The 17,249-nt window shown below is 48.8% G+C and carries 18 protein-coding genes; 12 read left to right on the forward strand and 6 right to left on the reverse strand.

Translation table 11 applies throughout. The features are described from left to right. The first annotated feature begins 180 nt into the window (after window positions 1-180). The 3 genes from H6G46_RS05085 (at window position 181) to H6G46_RS05095 (ending at window position 5,276) form a co-directional block, all read left to right on the forward strand. Entirely contained in the window at window positions 181-2,484 is a 2,304-nt protein-coding gene (locus H6G46_RS05085) for a ribonucleoside-diphosphate reductase subunit alpha (protein WP_010872954.1), read from the forward strand. A gap of 512 nt (window positions 2,485-2,996) precedes the next feature. Next, entirely contained in the window at window positions 2,997-4,169 is a 1,173-nt protein-coding gene (gene sat, locus H6G46_RS05090) for a sulfate adenylyltransferase (protein WP_010872955.1), read from the forward strand. Between the two features lie 42 nt (window positions 4,170-4,211). Then, window positions 4,212-5,276, forward strand: a complete 1,065-nt coding sequence (locus H6G46_RS05095) for a glycosyltransferase (RefSeq protein WP_010872956.1) — start codon at window positions 4,212-4,214, stop codon at window positions 5,274-5,276. 49 nt (window positions 5,277-5,325) lie between these two features. Here H6G46_RS05095 and H6G46_RS05100 read toward each other — a convergent pair whose 3' ends face one another. From H6G46_RS05100 to chlP, 3 genes are all read right to left on the reverse strand, one after another. Then, window positions 5,326-5,712 (reverse strand): type II toxin-antitoxin system VapC family toxin, encoded by a 387-nt coding sequence (locus H6G46_RS05100; protein ID WP_010872957.1) that lies wholly within the window; start codon window positions 5,710-5,712, stop codon window positions 5,326-5,328. Beyond that, entirely contained in the window at window positions 5,712-5,918 is a 207-nt protein-coding gene (locus H6G46_RS05105; protein ID WP_010872958.1) for a DUF2281 domain-containing protein, read from the reverse strand. The genes H6G46_RS05100 and H6G46_RS05105 overlap by 1 nt, the downstream gene beginning before the upstream one ends. 246 nt (window positions 5,919-6,164) lie before the next feature. Continuing rightward, window positions 6,165-7,388 carry a geranylgeranyl reductase gene (gene chlP, locus H6G46_RS05110; RefSeq protein ID WP_010872959.1) on the reverse strand — a complete coding sequence of 408 codons (1,224 nt, stop codon included), beginning with the start codon at window positions 7,386-7,388 and terminating at the stop codon, window positions 6,165-6,167. Window positions 7,389-7,769: 381 nt separating this feature from the next. Here chlP and H6G46_RS05115 point away from each other — a divergent pair, with 381 nt between their 5' ends. From H6G46_RS05115 to H6G46_RS05140, 6 genes are all read left to right on the forward strand, one after another. Next, the gene (locus tag H6G46_RS05115; protein WP_010872960.1) at window positions 7,770-8,927 is read left to right on the forward strand and encodes an oxidoreductase; all 1,158 of its coding nucleotides are present in this window, start codon (window positions 7,770-7,772) and stop codon (window positions 8,925-8,927) included. 16 nt (window positions 8,928-8,943) lie between these two features. Next, entirely contained in the window at window positions 8,944-9,255 is a 312-nt protein-coding gene (locus H6G46_RS05120) for a DUF433 domain-containing protein (protein WP_010872961.1), read from the forward strand. Window positions 9,256-9,331: 76 nt separating this feature from the next. Then, window positions 9,332-10,168, forward strand: coding sequence for a LapA family protein (locus tag H6G46_RS05125; RefSeq protein WP_010872962.1), 837 nt, complete (start codon window positions 9,332-9,334; stop codon window positions 10,166-10,168). A 118-nt stretch (window positions 10,169-10,286) separates the two neighbouring features. Then, entirely contained in the window at window positions 10,287-10,640 is a 354-nt protein-coding gene (locus H6G46_RS05130) for a TMEM165/GDT1 family protein (RefSeq protein WP_010872963.1), read from the forward strand. A gap of 202 nt (window positions 10,641-10,842) precedes the next feature. Further along, window positions 10,843-11,352: a glutathione peroxidase gene (locus tag H6G46_RS05135; protein ID WP_010872964.1), complete on the forward strand. Its 510-nt coding sequence runs from the start codon at window positions 10,843-10,845 to the stop codon at window positions 11,350-11,352. 26 nt (window positions 11,353-11,378) lie between these two features. Further along, window positions 11,379-11,639, forward strand: coding sequence for a DUF3493 domain-containing protein (locus H6G46_RS05140; RefSeq protein ID WP_020862315.1), 261 nt, complete (start codon window positions 11,379-11,381; stop codon window positions 11,637-11,639). A gap of 83 nt (window positions 11,640-11,722) precedes the next feature. Here H6G46_RS05140 and H6G46_RS05145 read toward each other — a convergent pair whose 3' ends face one another. The 3 genes from H6G46_RS05145 to H6G46_RS05155 form a co-directional block, all read right to left on the reverse strand. Beyond that, window positions 11,723-12,364: a hypothetical protein gene (locus tag H6G46_RS05145; protein WP_010872965.1), complete on the reverse strand. Its 642-nt coding sequence runs from the start codon at window positions 12,362-12,364 to the stop codon at window positions 11,723-11,725. Window positions 12,365-12,406: 42 nt separating this feature from the next. Further along, a complete protein-coding gene (locus tag H6G46_RS05150; RefSeq protein ID WP_010872966.1) occupies window positions 12,407-13,945 on the reverse strand; it encodes a sodium:solute symporter in 1,539 nt (512 codons plus the stop codon). 146 nt (window positions 13,946-14,091) lie between these two features. Beyond that, entirely contained in the window at window positions 14,092-14,559 is a 468-nt protein-coding gene (locus H6G46_RS05155) for a hypothetical protein (protein ID WP_010872967.1), read from the reverse strand. A 221-nt stretch (window positions 14,560-14,780) separates the two neighbouring features. Here H6G46_RS05155 and H6G46_RS05160 point away from each other — a divergent pair, with 221 nt between their 5' ends. The 3 genes from H6G46_RS05160 (at window position 14,781) to H6G46_RS05170 (ending at window position 17,232) form a co-directional block, all read left to right on the forward strand. Then, window positions 14,781-16,172: a DUF2330 domain-containing protein gene (locus H6G46_RS05160; RefSeq protein WP_010872968.1), complete on the forward strand. Its 1,392-nt coding sequence runs from the start codon at window positions 14,781-14,783 to the stop codon at window positions 16,170-16,172. Window positions 16,173-16,202: 30 nt separating this feature from the next. After that, the gene (locus tag H6G46_RS05165) at window positions 16,203-16,379 is read left to right on the forward strand and encodes a hypothetical protein (protein WP_010872969.1); all 177 of its coding nucleotides are present in this window, start codon (window positions 16,203-16,205) and stop codon (window positions 16,377-16,379) included. 64 nt (window positions 16,380-16,443) lie between these two features. Continuing rightward, window positions 16,444-17,232, forward strand: a complete 789-nt coding sequence (locus H6G46_RS05170; protein ID WP_010872970.1) for an ABC-2 family transporter protein — start codon at window positions 16,444-16,446, stop codon at window positions 17,230-17,232. The last annotated feature ends 17 nt before the right edge of the window (window positions 17,233-17,249 follow it).

A 17,249-nucleotide genomic window follows, 5' to 3' on the forward strand; every position in this document is an offset into this window, starting at 1 on the left:
TAGCCAATTTAGCAACCCGATCCCCAGGGGGGTGGCCTATGATAAAGTGCCAGATGTGGAGTAAGATCAGTGTCGGCCACACCATATCTGTGGCTTAATTTATCTAAGCTCTCACTTTGGGCCCTTGACCCTGTCAGTTTGTTCCGCTACCCTACGAAGTCCCCCTGACTGTCTTTTTCTATGCATCCCACCCTCATCAGCGCCCCTATCAGCTCCTCCGCCAATGATGCCCATGCCGGCACTAGCCAGGGTTCCCATCAGGGACATCGCATACAAGTGATCCGTAGAGATGGCTCCTCAACTCCCCTAAATATTGGCAAAATTCGGGCAGTGGTGGACTGGGCTTGCCTTGGGTTGGAAGTGAACTCCATCGCCCTAGAAGCAGGGCTAACGACTAGGTTGAGAGAGGGGATTAGCACTAGAGAGATTCAAGATAATTTAATTAGCTGCGCTCTGGAAATGTGCAGTCCCAACGAACCAGACTGGCGCTACGTGGCTGGCCGTTTACATGTTTGGAGTCTGTGGAAAGATACCCTAGTGCGTCGGGGATATCAGTATGGGCAGTATCTACGCACGGTACAAACCAAGGTCACCAATGGGGAATATGACTCCCGCATCTTGACTTACAGCGAAGGGGAATTGCAGGAAGCGGGCTGTTGGATTAACTCGGACTGGGACACAGACTATGACTATGCCGGGGCAGTTTTATTAACTAGCCGCTATCTATTACCCAACGAATTACCCCAGGAAGCGTTATTAACCTGTGCGCTGCTATTAGCTTCGGTGGAAGCCCCCGATCGCCGTTTGCAATGGGCCCGGAGATTTTATGAATCAATTGCAGCCCGTAGAATTTCTTTAGCCACCCCAATCCTGGCTAATTTACGAGTGCCCGGTGGTTCTCTGACTTCCTGCTTCATTGTGGCCATGGAGGATAACCTGGAAAGTATTTTTGGGGAAATTACCAATGCTGCCAGAATTTCCAAAAACGGTGGTGGAGTGGGAGTTAACGTTTCCCGCATCCGGGCCACCGGCAGTTGGGTAATGGGTAAGCCCAACGCTTCCGGAGGGGTGATTCCCTGGACAAAACTGCTCAACGATACGGCGATCGCCGTTAATCAGGGGGGGCGCAGAGCCGGAGCCGTAACCGTAGGGCTGGATGTGTGGCATTTGGACGTACCAGAATTTCTGGAAATGCAGGCGGAAAATGGTGACCAACGACGTAAAGCCTATGATATTTTTCCCCAGTTAATCTTGCCCGATGAATTTATGCGGCGGGTCATTAACAAAGAAGATTGGACGTTAGTGGACCCCTACGAAGTTAGGGAAAAAATGGGCATTGAGTTAGCCGAACTCTGGGGGGAACAATTTGAAGGTGCCTATCGAGAAATTGAGTCAAACCTCGATACCACCATTACCCTCTACAAACGTATTAATGCCCGGGAATTGTTTAAGCAGATAATGCGTACCCAGGTAGAAACCGGGATGCCCTATCTTTCCTTTAAAGACACTATCAATAAAGCCAATCCTAATAAACATTTAGGTTATATTCCTGGCACTAATCTTTGCTGTGAATCATTCTCCAACGTTACCCCTGGTCAGGATGCCCATTGCTGTAACCTAGTTAGCCTCAACCTTGCCAATCTAGACTTGCAAGACATTGCTGGGGTCAGTCAGATTGCTGTGCGGATGCTGGATAACACCATTGAATTGACTGCGCCTCCCTTTGCCGATGCTAAAAGCCATAACAATAAATACCGCACCATCGGGGTGGGAGCCATGGGGTTAGCAGACTGGCTGGCTAAACGTCGTCTGAATTATGACGAGTTAGCGGATATTAATCGCTTGTTCGAGGAAATCGGCTATTGGTGCACCCAATCCTCCATGGAATTGGCCAAGGAACGGGGAGCTTACCCTGCTTTCCCCGGTAGTGACTGGCAAAAAGGTTTATTAATTGGTTCCAAACCCGTCAGTTGGTTTCAAGCTAATGCGGCTAAACCGGAACGATGGGAAAAACTCTCCAACGACATCCAAACCCACGGCATTCGCAACTCCCACATTACGGCGATCGCCCCCAACACATCATCATCCCTAGTCCAAGGTTGCACTGCCAGCATTTTGCCGGTCTATAGCCGCTTCTTTTACGATAAATGGGCTAAGGGCACTGTCCCCATTGCACCGCCCTTCATTGGTAATTGTTTCTGGTTCTACCCGGAGAATAAAACCATGGACCAGCGCAAAGTAGTCAAAGCCGTGGCCGCCATCCAACAATGGACAGATACGGGCATTTCCATGGAGTTATTATTTAACCTCAATGCGGGCATTTATTTCCCTGAAGAACCGGAAAGAAGCCTCAATGCCAAGGACATTTTTGACACCCTGGTCATGGCCTGGGAGGCCGGTTGTAAGGCGATCTACTATATTCGCACTGTACAAAAGGATGACTTTAAGGATTCCTCCGATGGCTGCGTTGCCTGTGCTAATTAGATAATCTAAAAACTTGTTCACAAGCTTGAGGAAATGATGCTTAGTTTCCCTTGAAGGTCGTTGATGCCAACAAGGCTAGGATCCGTGGCAAATTTCCTTGAAAAGGGTAATTTTGACGGATTTTTTCTGATGGCGTTGATTTAGCTACATTCTTTTAAATATTGGGCGACGGAAACCGTTTTGCCTCTGCAAAGTATAGGCTTAGAAACTCCCACTCTTGTCCAGGAATCTTTGGATGGGATTGTGATATTAACCTCCGTTAGTCCAGGGTTTGTGCAGAAGATTTCACCCAGATCAAAAAATACCCATCAGGGCTAATGGTAAACCTCATAACTTTGAACAGAGTTGGGTAGCAATCATTAATGTTTTCCTGATTAGTTGCCCGGATTCTATCCCGGTGGGCTGACAAGATAGTGCCGCTAGTTGAGTTTTGTCGCCCCTCCATGGCAATCTAGTCTGGGGTTTAATCAATCTTTTTGCTAGTCATCTCCCCTATCCATTACCAATTAACCATGACCACTTCCCTTGCAGCCATTGCCCCCCACGGCGGCCAACTGATCAATCGCCTCGCCCCGGAAGCAGAACGCCAGGAATTTTTGGCGATCGCCGATAAATTGCCCAGGGTGCAACTGGATGAACGGGCCACATCGGATTTGGTCATGATTGCCATTGGCGGTTTTAGTCCCCTCAAGGGCTTTATGGAGCAGGACGACTACGAGCTGGTGGTGGAAGAAATGAAACTCAGCAACGGTTTGCCCTGGTCGGTACCCGTGACTTTATCAGTGACAGAGGAAGTGGCCGCTCCCTTGGAAGTAGGCAGTTGGGTGCGGTTGGACAACAGCGCTGGTAAATTCATCGGTGTGTTGGAGCTGACCCAGAAATATCACTACAACAAAGCCCACGAAGCTAAAAACGTTTACCGCACCGACGACCAAGCCCACCCTGGAGTCAAGGTGATTTATGACCAAGGCCCTGTTAACCTGGCCGGCCCCATCTGGTTACTGGAGCGGGAACCCCATCCCCTGTTTCCCAAATACCAAATTGACCCCGCCGCTTCCCGTCAGTTATTTGCCGAGCGGGGCTGGAAAACCATTGTCGGCTTTCAAACCCGTAACCCCATCCACCGGGCCCATGAATACATTCAAAAATGCGCGCTGGAGGTAGTTGATGGCCTCTTTCTCCATCCTCTGGTGGGGGCAACAAAGAGTGATGACATTCCCGCCGATGTGCGGATGCGTTGCTACGAAATTATGGTGGACAATTACTTCCCCAAAGAGCGGGTCATTCTGGGTATTAATCCTTCCGCCATGCGCTACGCCGGGCCCCGGGAGGCTATTTTCCATGCCCTGATTCGCAAAAACTATGGCTGTACCCATTTCATTGTAGGTCGGGACCACGCCGGGGTGGGGGACTACTACGGCACCTACGATGCCCAGGAAATTTTTGACGAGTTTGCCCCGGAAGCGCTGGGTATTGTGCCGATGAAGTTCGAGCACGCTTTTTACTGCAAAAAGACCCTGCAAATGGCCACCACTAAAACCAGTCCCAGTGGCCCAGAAGACCGCATTCACCTCTCTGGCACTAAAGTGCGGGCTTTGCTTCGGGATGGACAATTGCCGCCACCGGAATTCTCCCGCCCTGAAGTAGCCCAGGAATTAATTCGGGCCATGCAGGGGGAAAGCTAAAGGAATTAAGGGAATTATTTCTCCAATTCTTGGGCATTAAATATGCGCCTACTATTTGTTTCTAGTCCCGTCAGTTCCCTCAATTCTGGACGGTTGGGGGGAGTGGCCCTGAACTTAAAAAACATCACCCGCACCATGGTCAGTCGTGGCCATGAGGTCAAAATTGTCGCCCCCAAGGGTTCGGCGATCGCCGGTTTGCCCATCCAGGAAATTGCCGGGGCGTTGCAGCCTTTAATTCCAGAGCCGACCTACCACGATCCAGTACTGATGCCAGAGGATGCGGTGGTGGCCCATATGTGGGACTACATCAGGGAAGTAGAACAAGATTATGACTTAATTGTCGATTTTGGCTATGAATGGTTACCTTTTTACCTTTCCCCTTTTTTACAGCGGCCGGTATTGCACTATGTTTGCATTAGCTCCTGGAATGCAGTTATGGACCAGGCGATCAACCGGGTGGCTCAGCTATGTCCCGGCACATTGGGGGCCCACACCCAAGCCCAGGCTGAAACCTATGCTGTGGCGGATTCTTTCCGCATTTTGAGCAGTGGCATTGATTTGGACCAGTATCAATTTGTTCCTAAATCAGGTAAAACTTTGGCTTGGGCCGGTCGCATTTCCCCGGAAAAGGGTTTGGAAGATGCCTTTGCAGTGGCTCAAGCAACCAATTTGCCTTTGCAAGTTTTTGGTTATCTCCAGGATGAACAGTATTGGCAGTCCCTAAAACGCAGTTATCCCCAAGCCCAGGTGGAATATAAGGGCTTTTTGCCCACTGCTGAATTCCAACAGGCTTTAGGTCAGTGCCAAGCCCTAATAATGACCCATAAATGGGTAGAGGCTTTTGGCAGGGTTGCAGTGGAAGCCTTAGCCTGTGGGGTGCCGGTAATTTCCTATGACCGGGGTGGCCCAAGGGAAATCGTCGAAACCGAGCAAACAGGATTTTTAGTACCCCCCGACGACGTTCCGGCTTTGGTGGCCGCTGTAGGAAAAATATCAGCCATCGACCGGGCCAATTGTCGTTCAGTGGCTGATCGCCGTTATTCTCTCCCTGCCTATGGCGATCGCCTGGAGCAATGGTTCACAGATGTGATGAATTTTTACCAATAAACGTCCCTAGAATTGGCGGGCACAACAGTTTCGTTCAGGTCGCTATTTTCTACAACCACAGGCGTTGAATCGGATAATCATCCAGAGCTTGATCACGACTGACTAAAATAAGAGAATGATTAATCGATTGGGATACCAAAATACGATCAAAGGGATCTTTGTGGTGCAAGGGAAGATTATAAAGTTTAATTGTGTCTTTTAGTGTAATAGGTAATAGCTTGAATCGGGTTCTTTGAAAACTAGCTTCAATACTATTGAAATCACCACAGAGAGAAAGTTTACCAATTTTTAGTTTAATAGAAATTTCCCAAAAGCTGGCAATACTAACAAAAACGTTATCCATATTTTCTAAGGTATCTTTTGTCGTCACAGGCAAGTTAGAGTCATCTTCTGCTAACCAAATAAAAACGTGGGTGTCTATCAAAACAGAATTCATTACATATACTCCTCAAATTCTTCTAAGGGGGCATCAAAGTCTTCGGGTAGAGGTAAAATAAAAGTTCCTTTCATCGATCCTGCTAATGGCTTTTGGGGCGCATTTAAGGATTTATTCATTAAATATTCAGCATAGTGTAAAAGCTCGATTTTTAAGTCATCAGGCAGATTTTCAGCAATGTTTAATAGGGCAGCTTCAGTAGTCATTTGAAAATCCTTGAATTTAATGTAATTGGTCAATTTGAATAATCTGCGTTAAATTTTCAATTTCTTCCTTACGGTCTAACAGATCATTATCAAAAGGATACTTAGGGAGATTAGGATTAATCTCAATATCTCTAGGCTTAAGTCGCATAAATTAAAAAATTGGTAAAAATAAGACAATAAAAAGGTGAGCCAAAACTCACCTCTCTACTTTATTGAAAAATTAGTTAAACTAACAAGCCATTAGCATTAAGGGGCTAAAGCGTTACCCCGGAGCAAGCTACCAATGGTTTTGGCGGTAATTTTCATTTGCACCAATGGATTGGCGGGTACCACGGTTTTGTACAGGTAACTGTCAAAAGTTAGCTTTTGCACATCGATGTCGGAACACATTTCCACAAAGGCTTCTCTGGTGGCATCGGTGCGATAGAAGACCCGTTGCAGAATATCCAACACCAAATAGGTAGCGCCGTAGCGTTTATCCCATTGTTTGATGTATTGTTTCAGATCGGCTTCGGTGGGCACCCGTTGGCCATTATTGCTGGTGGCCACAATGGTTTCCGCACACATACGGGCGGATTTGGCGGCAAAGTAAATGCCTTCCCCAGAGGATTTGGTGACGGTACCAGCGGCATCCCCCACTAGGGCTACTCGACCAACCACCCGCCGGGGCCGGGGATGTTCAGGAATGGGATGGGCTTCCACTTTGATGATTTCTCCGCCTTCTAGTTTTTTGGCAGCCCTGGTGCGGATGCCAGCCTGTAAGTCTTTGATGCGGGCTTTGTTCACCTTCATGGTGCCGGTGCCCACCGCCACGTGGTCATATTTTGGGAATACCCAGGCGTAGAAATCCGGAGAAACGTCATCGCCCACATACATTTCTGCTAGTTCATCGTAGTAGGCCATTTTGTCTTCCGGCAGACGAATCCGCTCTTGGAAGGCGATCGCATAGTTGTAATCCCCAGCGTCAATGGCTTTGGCAATGCGAGAGTTAGCGCCATCAGCCCCAATCACCACATCTACTTTTAGGATTTTCATTTCCCCAGTGGTGCCACCAACGCTGTGGTCGGCATAGTGGAGGGTGTAGGGATCACTATCTTTGCTAGGAATGTCTAATTTATAAACGGTGCCATTAATGACTTTTGTACCCAGTTTCTCCGCCCGTTCCCGGAGAAAACCATCCAGCACTTCCCGGCGGCACATGCCGATATATTCGTCGTCCTTGAGGGTCTGACCGATGTTGACCTCGATGTTGGAAGGGGAGATCATTTTCATCTTCCGTACCCGGCGGTCAATGATTTCCGGGGGCAGATCAAACTCATCCACCATACAGAGGGGAATTGCTCCACCACAGGGTTTGGCGTTGTCTAGCTTACGCTCAAACAGGTAGGTTTCAATTCCGGCTTTTACTAAAATTTCGGCGGCGGAAGAACCAGCGGGGCCTCCTCCAACGACTGCTACCCGTAATACCAAAGCCTTTCTCCTAAATTTCTTTTAATAAAAAAAGTGAGCGAGCACGGATCGCATCCTATCACGGTCTTTTTGCTTAGGGGTAGGCGATCGCCGCTGGGACGGCAAAGTTGCAATAGAGCTTTACAAAACCGTTACAAAACTTCATGCTAAGCCTGGTCACCATAGTATTAACCCAGTTTTAACCATTGATTTGATCGAGGTAAAAATGACAGTTTTCCCCAGCAGCAGGGGGAGAAGGCAAAAAGCCTCTTTTTTTCCTAAAATAGTTTTGAGCCAATTACTACCAGTGATTTTCCCGAATCTATAGCGCTGAGCTAGGCTGGAATAACCTGGTTTTCAATTGGATTTTGGCAACTATTGAGACTAAACGAACCTGCGACTATGGCCCCATCAATTTCCCCTGTCACCCAACCTTTGGTTTCCATGGCGATCGCCCCCACGGTGGTGATTCGTAGTGCTTTGGCTAAAGCGGGGGAACATTTGCAAAAATTGGGGAGTAAGGGCCTAGTGGTAACGGGTAGCCACTCTGCTGAGTTGGGGGAAAAGTCTTTACAAACATTGCAGAAAAATTATGGTCTGACCCTGCCTCTGGCCAGCTATTTACCTGACTGCGCCGAGTCTTCCCTCGAACAGTTGCGGCGACGGGTTCACCAGGAACAGCCAGATTTTATCCTAGGTATTGGGGGAGGCAAAGCCCTAGATACGGCTAAGTTATTGGCCCATCAAACCCAATTGGCGATCGCCACAGTACCTACCTCGGCCGCTACCTGTGCGGGTTGGACTGCCTTGGCCAATGTTTACAGCGAAACGGGGGCTTTCCGTTATGACGTGGCCCTAGACCGATGCCCGGATTTATTGATTGTGGATTATGAATTGATCCAACGGGCTGAACCAAGATTACTAGTTGCCGGCATTGGAGATGCGATCGCCAAATGGTATGAAGCTTCCGTTAGTAGTGGTCAATCCAGCGATACTTTCACCGTGGCCGCTGTACAACAAGCTCGAATTTTGCGGGATATTCTTTTCCAAAAATCCGCTGAAGCCCTGGCCCAACCGGGTAGCGAAACCTGGCGGGAAGTGGTGGATGCCAGTTTGTTGATGGCGGGGGTAATCGGTGGTTTGGGTGGTGCTAACTGCCGCACCGTCGCAGCCCATGCAGTCCACAATGGTTTGACCCAATTGCCCCAGGCCCACCATGCCCTCCACGGGGAAAAAGTCGCCTATGGCATTTTGGTGCAGTTACGCTTAGAAGAATTGGTCAGCGGTAATCAACTCGCCGCTACTGCCCGTCGCCAATTACTGAGCTTTTACGATGAGATAGGTTTACCCAAAACCCTGCAAGATCTGGGTCTGGGACGAATTTCCCTGGAGGAATTACGACAGACGGCGGAATTTACCTGTTTACCCAATTCGGACATTCACCGCTTACCCTTTACTGTGACCCCAGAAACGTTGATGGCGGCCATGGTTTCCACCCTAGTGGAGGAACAAGGTACTCGCCAATTATTTGCCCAAATTCAAGATAATTCCGGTCTTTAAATGTGAATGATCAAAAATGTTAACCGTTACTAATTATCCCCATATTCGTAAAATAGACGACCAGCCAGCCCATCTGGAAAGATTGCCTCGCATTCAAGTTGCCCATATTGTGATGGACTATCTTTCCCATGGTTGGTCTGTGGATGAAATGTGCCGCCAACATCCCTATCTAAAGCCTTCGGAAGCATATTCTGCTATGGGCTATTATTTCGATCATCAAGAAGAAGTTGATCAACAGATTCAAGAACAGTGGCAGTCAATCCAGGAAGCAGATTCTCAACCAAAATCACCTTTTTACTCCCGTCTGAGAAGCAGAGGTATTTTATAAGTGACGGTTAATATTTATTTAGATGTCCATGTTCCCCTGGAGATTGGTGATCAGTTACGCCATTGATTAAAAACTTATGCAAGGTTTACTGCTCATTTTTTTGATAGGAACAGGATTAATTTTTTTCCTGCAAAATCGACAGCCCATACAACTAAATTTTTTCGGCACCACTGCTGAGTCTGCCCTAGCTAGCTTCACCTTGCCCCTGGGGTTGTGGGTAGTACTATTCCTCACCCTGGGAGTTTTCACCAGTGTGCTGATCAATGTCCTGAGTTCCCTAGGTCAACCCAAAGCCAGGCCCCAAAATTTTCGCCCCAATCCCCCCCGGCGATCGCCATCGGAATCCTTTGAGCCACCGCCGCCCCCCACCACTCCCCCTAGTCCCCAACGGGCACCGCAACCAGTCACCATGGCAGAAGAATGGGATTGGGATGAGCCAGAACCGGATTTGGCTGATTGGTCTGACCCCAAACCCCCGACTCGACCCCGGCCCACTGTCCAAGATTCCCCCCGCCCTGCCCCCAGGAATAGGGAAAAATTTCCGCCGGAAACAATAGGGCCCACTCCATCGATAGCCTCTGATGATGACCAAGGCGATCGAAATGATCAAGGAGATAATCTGCCCCCTCTTGCCCAAGAGGAAATAATTTCCCCACCTCCCAGGGAGCCTTTACCGGATCTGCGACAATTTGAAGCTCCCCAAACCCCCCAAAACACGAAACGGGAGGGTACTATTTATTCTCAGCAATATCGCCCAGCCCGGCCTAAAGCTGAGAAAAACGAGCCCTCAGATACCAAGCCTCCCCGTCCAAGTGGTGTATATGATGCTCCCTACCGGGTAATTAATTCGGCTCCCAATCCCCCCGTGGCAGAAGAAAATAACGGGGCTGATGAGGAAGAAGATTGGATTTAAGCTGTTCGGCAATCCCGGCGATTATCTCGCCCATACTTTTGCTTAGGAGATTGGAGTTAGGCTTGGAAAGTCCCCCAATCCGCTAGGCTATCAAAAAGAGCAGGGTCTATGGGCCACTGTGTCCCCACCATTGCCGCTGTTACTTCCGTCCAGTCAAACCGCCGTGAGCCAAGATCTACCCGCCTCTCCCAATTATTTTCGCCCGGTATTCTTTTCTACCTTTTTGACCATTTTTTTGGCGGAAATGGGTGATAAAACCCAATTGAGTACCTTACTAATTAGCGCTGAGTCCCAATCTCCCTGGGTGGTGTTTGCCGGCTCAGCCCTAGCCCTAATTTCCACTAGTCTGTTGGGGGTTTCCCTGGGGTATTGGATTGCCCGCCGTCTTGATCCGCAAATCCTCGATTTCTCTGTGGCTCTGTTATTGCTCCTCATTGCTGGGTTGCTGATGGGGGACGTGGTCAGCGCCTAGGCTCAGCACCACAAACATTCCGATATTGAATTTCATTATTCTTGCCTAAAAACGTGGTAAAGCCCCTAGCTTTAGTCATGGCTAGTATAGGAACCTTGGGGCAATCTGCTCCCCTCTAAGTTTTTGTTAGACTACAGAAATTGTTGATTGATTTGTTGAGTTAGACAAGTCTTTTTTTACTGTTTTTACTTCGCTAAATTCTATGACTGCCCAAGCCAACAACACAATCTACGGTTTTTCTGCCAATGCCTTGGATGGTTCCCCCGTAGCTCTGAGGGACTTTGAAGGTAAAGTGCTGTTAATTGTCAACACCGCCAGTCAATGTGGCTTCACTCCCCAATACCAAGGACTCCAGGCTCTATACAATCGATTCGGCGATCGGGGTTTTACGGTGCTTGGTTTTCCCTGTAATCAGTTTGGCCAGCAGGAACCCGGTGGCTCAGGGGAAATTAAAAACTTTTGCGAAACCCGTTATGGAGTAACTTTTCCCTTATTTGAAAAAGTGGAAGTCAATGGTCCCAACGCCCATCCCCTATTTAAGTTTTTAACCGCAGCTAGCCCTGGTATGGCCATTCCTTTTTTGGGTGGTGCGGAGGACATTAAATGGAATTTCACTAAGTTTTTGGTCGATCGCCAAGGTAAAGTGGTCAAACGCTACGGTTCCATCGCCAAACCCGATGAAATTGCGGCGGACATCGAGAAATTGTTGTAATTTTCTGACCCCATTCCTGCAAAATTTTGCCTACTAACAAAGACCAATTTGAACGCTTAAAGGCTGAGGCCGAGGCTCCCTATCGAGGTTTCCGCAAATTTATCTACCTGGGCTTGGGGGCTTCCGGCCTGATTGGCGTATTTATTTTTAGCCTCCGACTGCTGGCCGGCTACGACCCGACGGAGATTTTGCCCAATTTGGCCCTCCAACTGGGGGTAGTGGCCCTGATGACTTGGCTATTTCGCTGGGAATCGAGCAAAAACCAGGGCAACAATGGAGACAATTAGAATGCGTCCTCTCCCCTAGAAATTTTGGCGATCGCCTGGTCAAAATTCATTCCGGTGTGACCAGGGCTTTAATCATCAGGGCATCAATTATCAATGAACTGCAACGCATTAAGAAACGTGCGGGCCGCATTATCTCTGGTGCTGGTCAAGGGTTGTATGACCCCCATGGCATAGATTTTATTCCCGACTAAATAGGCACGAAAAGTCACTCTTTCTGTGTCACTTTCAAAAGTAAATTCCGAGCCTTGATAATCCCCCAAAGTTACCGGGCGCTCATTCATGAGGGAAAAGGTTTCCGTCGGGGCTACCCTGGCTTGCATAGCGGTGAACAGGGCCGCAGGGTCGTTAATTTGTTGCTCAGTTAACCCTGTGGCATAGGCCGCCACATAACGATGGTCGTTGTCGGTGCTGGTCAAGGTTTGAAAATTTAAATCCCCTTCAGCGGTAGCAATGACAACGTTATCCTGGGCCAAAATTCCTGGGGGCATCCAAAAAGAAACATTACCCTGGCTAAAAACAATTAACTGCCAATTGTTAGCATTGGTGCGGATAGGCGGTACACCGCTGGGGGGACGTTGGAACCGCAGAGTGTCCTGGGATTGGGGACGACCCGTTTCAAAAAAACTCCGCAGATCTTGGTTGGGGGACTGGGCCATTACTTGGCCCGTGGTTGATCCTCCCACAACAGTGGCGATCGCCGTAGCGACAAATAGTGAGTACTTCATAAAAAAGCCCTTAAATTCAACAAAACTCAAACAGTTAGTTCACTAGCCCAAATCTTGGTCATCGGCTCCCGGCCTGGCCACAACATTGGTGCCCGGAGCATCTGTGACCGGATGCCAAATGGTCAAACCGAGTAAATGCTTAGGAGTGGGGGCGCTGGCAAAGAGGGAAATCCCTAAAGCTAGCAGAACAGCCAGGGGAGCAGTGACCGCCGAGCGCCAAATGCCAGGGAAAGTAAGCCAACCGGCATTGGAAGCAATAATTACCAGTAAAACTGCCGCCACGGTGCCGTAAAAAGCACCCAGAGCATTAATGCGGGGAAACAAGACCCCCATCAGAAAAATCCCCAACAGCGGTCCCAAAAACATGGTGGTATAGGACACCAAGAATTCTAGTAGATCCTGCCCGGTGGAAGCGGCATAAATAGCGGAAAAAATTGCCACTACGCCCCAGACAATAATTAACCCCTGGGCCACCCGGACTGAGCGCATTTCGCTGGCTTGAATATTTATGTAACGGTCGTAAAAGTCCACCGTCATGCAAGTGGCCAAAGAATGCAAAGCAGAATCGATGGAAGACATGGCCGCCGCAAAAATCGCCGCCACGAGGAATCCCGATGCCCCAGGGGGGACTTGGTTGACAATAAAATAGGAAAGGATTTCATCGGGTTTGATATTTCCTGGTAACCCTCCCTGGAGTTGGTAAAAGCTGAATAGCAAAACCCCTAGTAACAGGGTGGCCCCTACTCCTAAAACGCCGGAAAACCAACCGAGAAAGATGGCTTTGCGGGCTGATTGCTCATCGGCACAGGAAACATAACGCTGGACTGACTGTTGATTAGTCCCCGCCACCGCAAAAGCTAAAATGCCGTAGGCGATCAACGCTGTGGGTAGAGAACGAATGGAAGCGGGATCCCAATCAAAATTAAATACCACCAACTTGCCGTTTTCCCCAGCAATGCGCCACAGTTCCCCAAAACCCCCTGGCACAGCGGTAACTGCGGCCCAAATGCCCGCCCCCAAACCGACGAAAATCATGCCAAATTGCAACACGTCCGTCCAAACTACGGCGGTGATTCCCCCGGCAACGGTGTAAATAATCGAAACCACCCCCACCATCAAAATGGCAGTATTCGTACTAATGCCAGTTAGCACCGATAACACCAGGGCGGCGGCGTATAAAAGTCCCCCTAGGCGGGCAATGACAAACAGCAGAAAACAAAGGGAACCGAGGGAACGGGTTTTGGCATCGAAGCGCCTTTCCAAATATTCGTAGGCAGTGGTGAGATTGAGCCGGACAAAAAATGGCAAAAAGACAGCAATGACTAAGCCATAGCCGATTAAGTCTCCCAATTGCAGTTGCAAATATAAAAAGCCGTGGCCGTAACCCTCCCCCGGGCCCCCCAGCAAAGAAGCGGCGGAAAAAGAGGTGGCAATGATGGAAAAACCTAGGGCCCACCAGGGAATTTGCTTTGCACCCCGGAAATATTCATCGGTATTATCTTGTTTGCGACTGGCGATCGCCCCAATGGCAATGACAATCGCCGAATAGACCAGCACAATGGCCCAGTCAATCATGCCCATGAAAAATCAAACTCCTTGGCAATGTGGCAATATTCCACCCTACAGGTTTTGGGACGTAGAGCACCGCCAGATTGATCCCAACTACAGGGAATGAAAGTGAAAAAGTCTGTTTTTTCCGACAGAGGAAAGAGCTTGATTGGTTTTAACTATAAACAAGCAGCCAAAATGTCCTGTTCCAGGGCACCAATGGTGCTGATTTCCTTTAAGCCCTGCAACGTTAAGTCAATATTGTTACCACTGCGGGCCACTGGCGATCGGGGAACTAGGTTCAGGGCAAAACGGCTGGGGGGCTGCTCCCCATAGGGGTCTTCCACTACCAAATCCAACGCTTGGGCAGAGACGGCGCCATGGGTACAAGCAAACTCAGACTGGTAAGCAAAAAAAGCTCCTATCAGTTGATTGCCCCGTACCTGAAAGATGAAATATTCCTGGCCCACTAACCCCGGCTGGGCAGATTCACCATAAAAATGAACACCTTGGCGCAGAGGAAAATTTTGGGCTGCAACGGCCATTGGTGTGATTAAATTTCCTAGTCCCATAAAGGCAAAGCTTAGTAGGGCGGTGGAAAATTTGGCCAGGCGATCGCCGCTGCCTGGAAGTAGGAAAAGTAACATAATTTTGTAGGTGGGAGGAGTAAGGTTAATGATTAAATCATTACTTCTAACTTAACAATCATTCACGAAACTGAGCTTCCCCCGATAGTATGATGATCCAAAAATTAACAAACTTTCATTAATTTACTGATGGCGATCGTCAATGATGCGGACTATATTGCAGATTGTCAGTAACCATCTCGGCAGTTTTTAAGCCAGCGAGACCCATAACTCCCATAACTATGGATAAAGCCATTCGGAAAATTTTTGCCTATCTTCGTCCAGGGGTCATCCTAGTCGCTTGCTTGCTGAGCCTATTGTTTTTTGTTCGGCCTGCCCTGGCTTTTTGTGGTTTTTATGTAGCCCAGGCTGACACTAGTCTTTATAACCATGCGTCCCAGGTGATCATTGCCAAAGACGGCGATCAGACAGTGCTAACCATGGCCAACGATTACCAAGGGAAAGCCCAAGATTTTGCCCTCGTGGTGCCGGTTCCGGTGGTGCTACAGGAAGACCAAGTAAACGTAGGGGAGAGAAAAATTATTGAGCGTTTAGACAATTTTAGTGCCCCCCGTTTAGTGGAATATTTTGACAATAATCCCTGTGAAACCTACGGCGGCCGTCAATTTATGGATGCAATGCCAGCGGCCCCCAGCATGACCAGAGGATTGCAAGAAAAAATAAGCAATGAAGCGTTGGGAGTCACCATTGAAAATCAGTTTTCGGTAGGAGAATACGACATTCTCATCCTCAGTGCCAAGGAATCCAATGGCCTAGAAACTTGGTTAAACCAAAATAATTACCGCATTCCCCCTGGAGCGACCGATGTATTGGGAGCATATATTAAACAAGGGCTAAAGTTTTTTGTTGCTAAAGTCAACCTGAAAGAATTCGATCGCCAAGGATTTCAAGCCTTACGGCCGCTGATGATGGCCTATGAATCCCCCCGGTTTATGTTGCCCATTCGTTTAGGTATGGTGAATGCAGATGGCCCCCAAGAATTAATCGTTTATCTACTCTCTCCCCAAGGAGCGGTGGAAGTTACCAACTATCGCACTGAAAAAATTCCCTCTAACTTAGATTTACCTGAATTTGTCCAGGGGGAATTTGGCCAGTTCTATGGCGCTATGTTCGACACTGCCTATAAGCGCTCCGGCAAAAATGTTGCCTTTCTGGAATATGCCTGGGACATGGGCAGTTGTGATCCCTGTTCGGCGGATCCCCTTTCCCCCCAAGAACTAGAAGAAGCCGGAGTATTTTGGTTAGACCAACCCAGTGCTAGCCCCAATCCTTCCTTCCGGGGTATGCCTTTCCCTGGCAACAGCAATGTGTTCATCACCCGTTTACATTTACGCTACACCCCCGACAAATTCCCGGAGGATTTACGTTTTCAAAACACCGCTAACCAGGAATTGTTCCAAGGGCGTTATGTCCTACGGCGTCCCTATCGTGGGGAAATGAATTGCACCGCCGCCAACACCTATCGTCAAACGGTGCAAAAACGCCAACGGGAAGAAGCCAAGACCCTTGCTAATTTGACTGGTTGGCCCCTGGGGGAAATTGAGGACAAAATTAACTATCTGGAAGGCCCCCGGGATTCTATTCCCTGGTGGCGCAAACTCTGGCCCCGTTAAAGTTGAAGTAACTTATACATCTCAATTGCCATGGATCCCTTAACCAAATTAGTTTTAAGCGCCACTACCCTGCCCGTGCTTTCCGCCCTGGGTTTAGCCCGTTGCCTTGGTCAACGCAGTGAAGCCCTAGGTAAACTTTCCGAAGAAGTGTTCCGAGGCGATCGCCTGCCGGTGTTACCCTTTCCCGTCGAAGAAGAAGCAGGTTAAAGTGAATACTCCCCCCAAACCTTGGCTGGGGATAGCGGGTGAGTTGTAATTTGACTAAAACTTTATGGGTCATTTTCCCCACAAACTGCGGGTGCTGTTGAGCGTTTACTTTGCCCAAATGGTGGAGTACCGGGCAGAAATTTTCTTTTGGATTTTGTCCGGCTCCCTGCCTCTAATTTTGATGGGCGTGTGGGTGAAAGCAGCGGAGAGTGGCGACTTTACCCTTGACGCGATCCAGGTGGCCCGGTATTTTTTTGCTGTCTTTGTGGTGCGCCAGATGACCACCATCTGGGTAATTTGGGAATTTGAAAAGGAAGTGCTGGAAGGAGTTTTATCTTTCCGTTTACTGCAACCCCTAGATCCGGTGTGGCATCATATAGCCCGCCACTGGGCCGAAAAAATGACCCGCCTGCCCATTCTGGCTATTTTGACTGTTCTTTTTTTCTCCCTCTATCCCGAAGCCTTTTGGCTGCCCGATCCCTGGCATTTTATCCAAGGGCTAATTGGCATTGTCTGTTCCTTTACCTTGTACTTTTTGATTCAGTACACCTTTGCCCTCTGTGCCTTTTGGACGGAACGGGCCAGCGCCCTCCAAGACCTCTGGTTTTTGTTTTATATTTTTCTGTCGGGCGTTATTGCTCCCCTAGAGACCTTTCCCGACGCAGTAAGGCAAATTGTTTTACTCACCCCGTTCCCCTACGGTGTTTACTTCCCCGCCGCCGCTTTGGTGGGTTTACCTTTGCCCTTCTTCAAGAGTTTATTAATTATTGGTGTTTGGATTGGCATATTTGCCCTGCTTAACCGTTGGCTATGGCGACAGGGTTTGAAACAATATTCTGGCATGGGAGCGTAGGGCCAGGGCCCTTTGCC

The sequence above is a fragment of the Synechocystis sp. FACHB-908 genome, assembly GCF_014698595.1.
Taxonomy (GTDB): domain Bacteria; phylum Cyanobacteriota; class Cyanobacteriia; order Cyanobacteriales; family Microcystaceae; genus Synechocystis.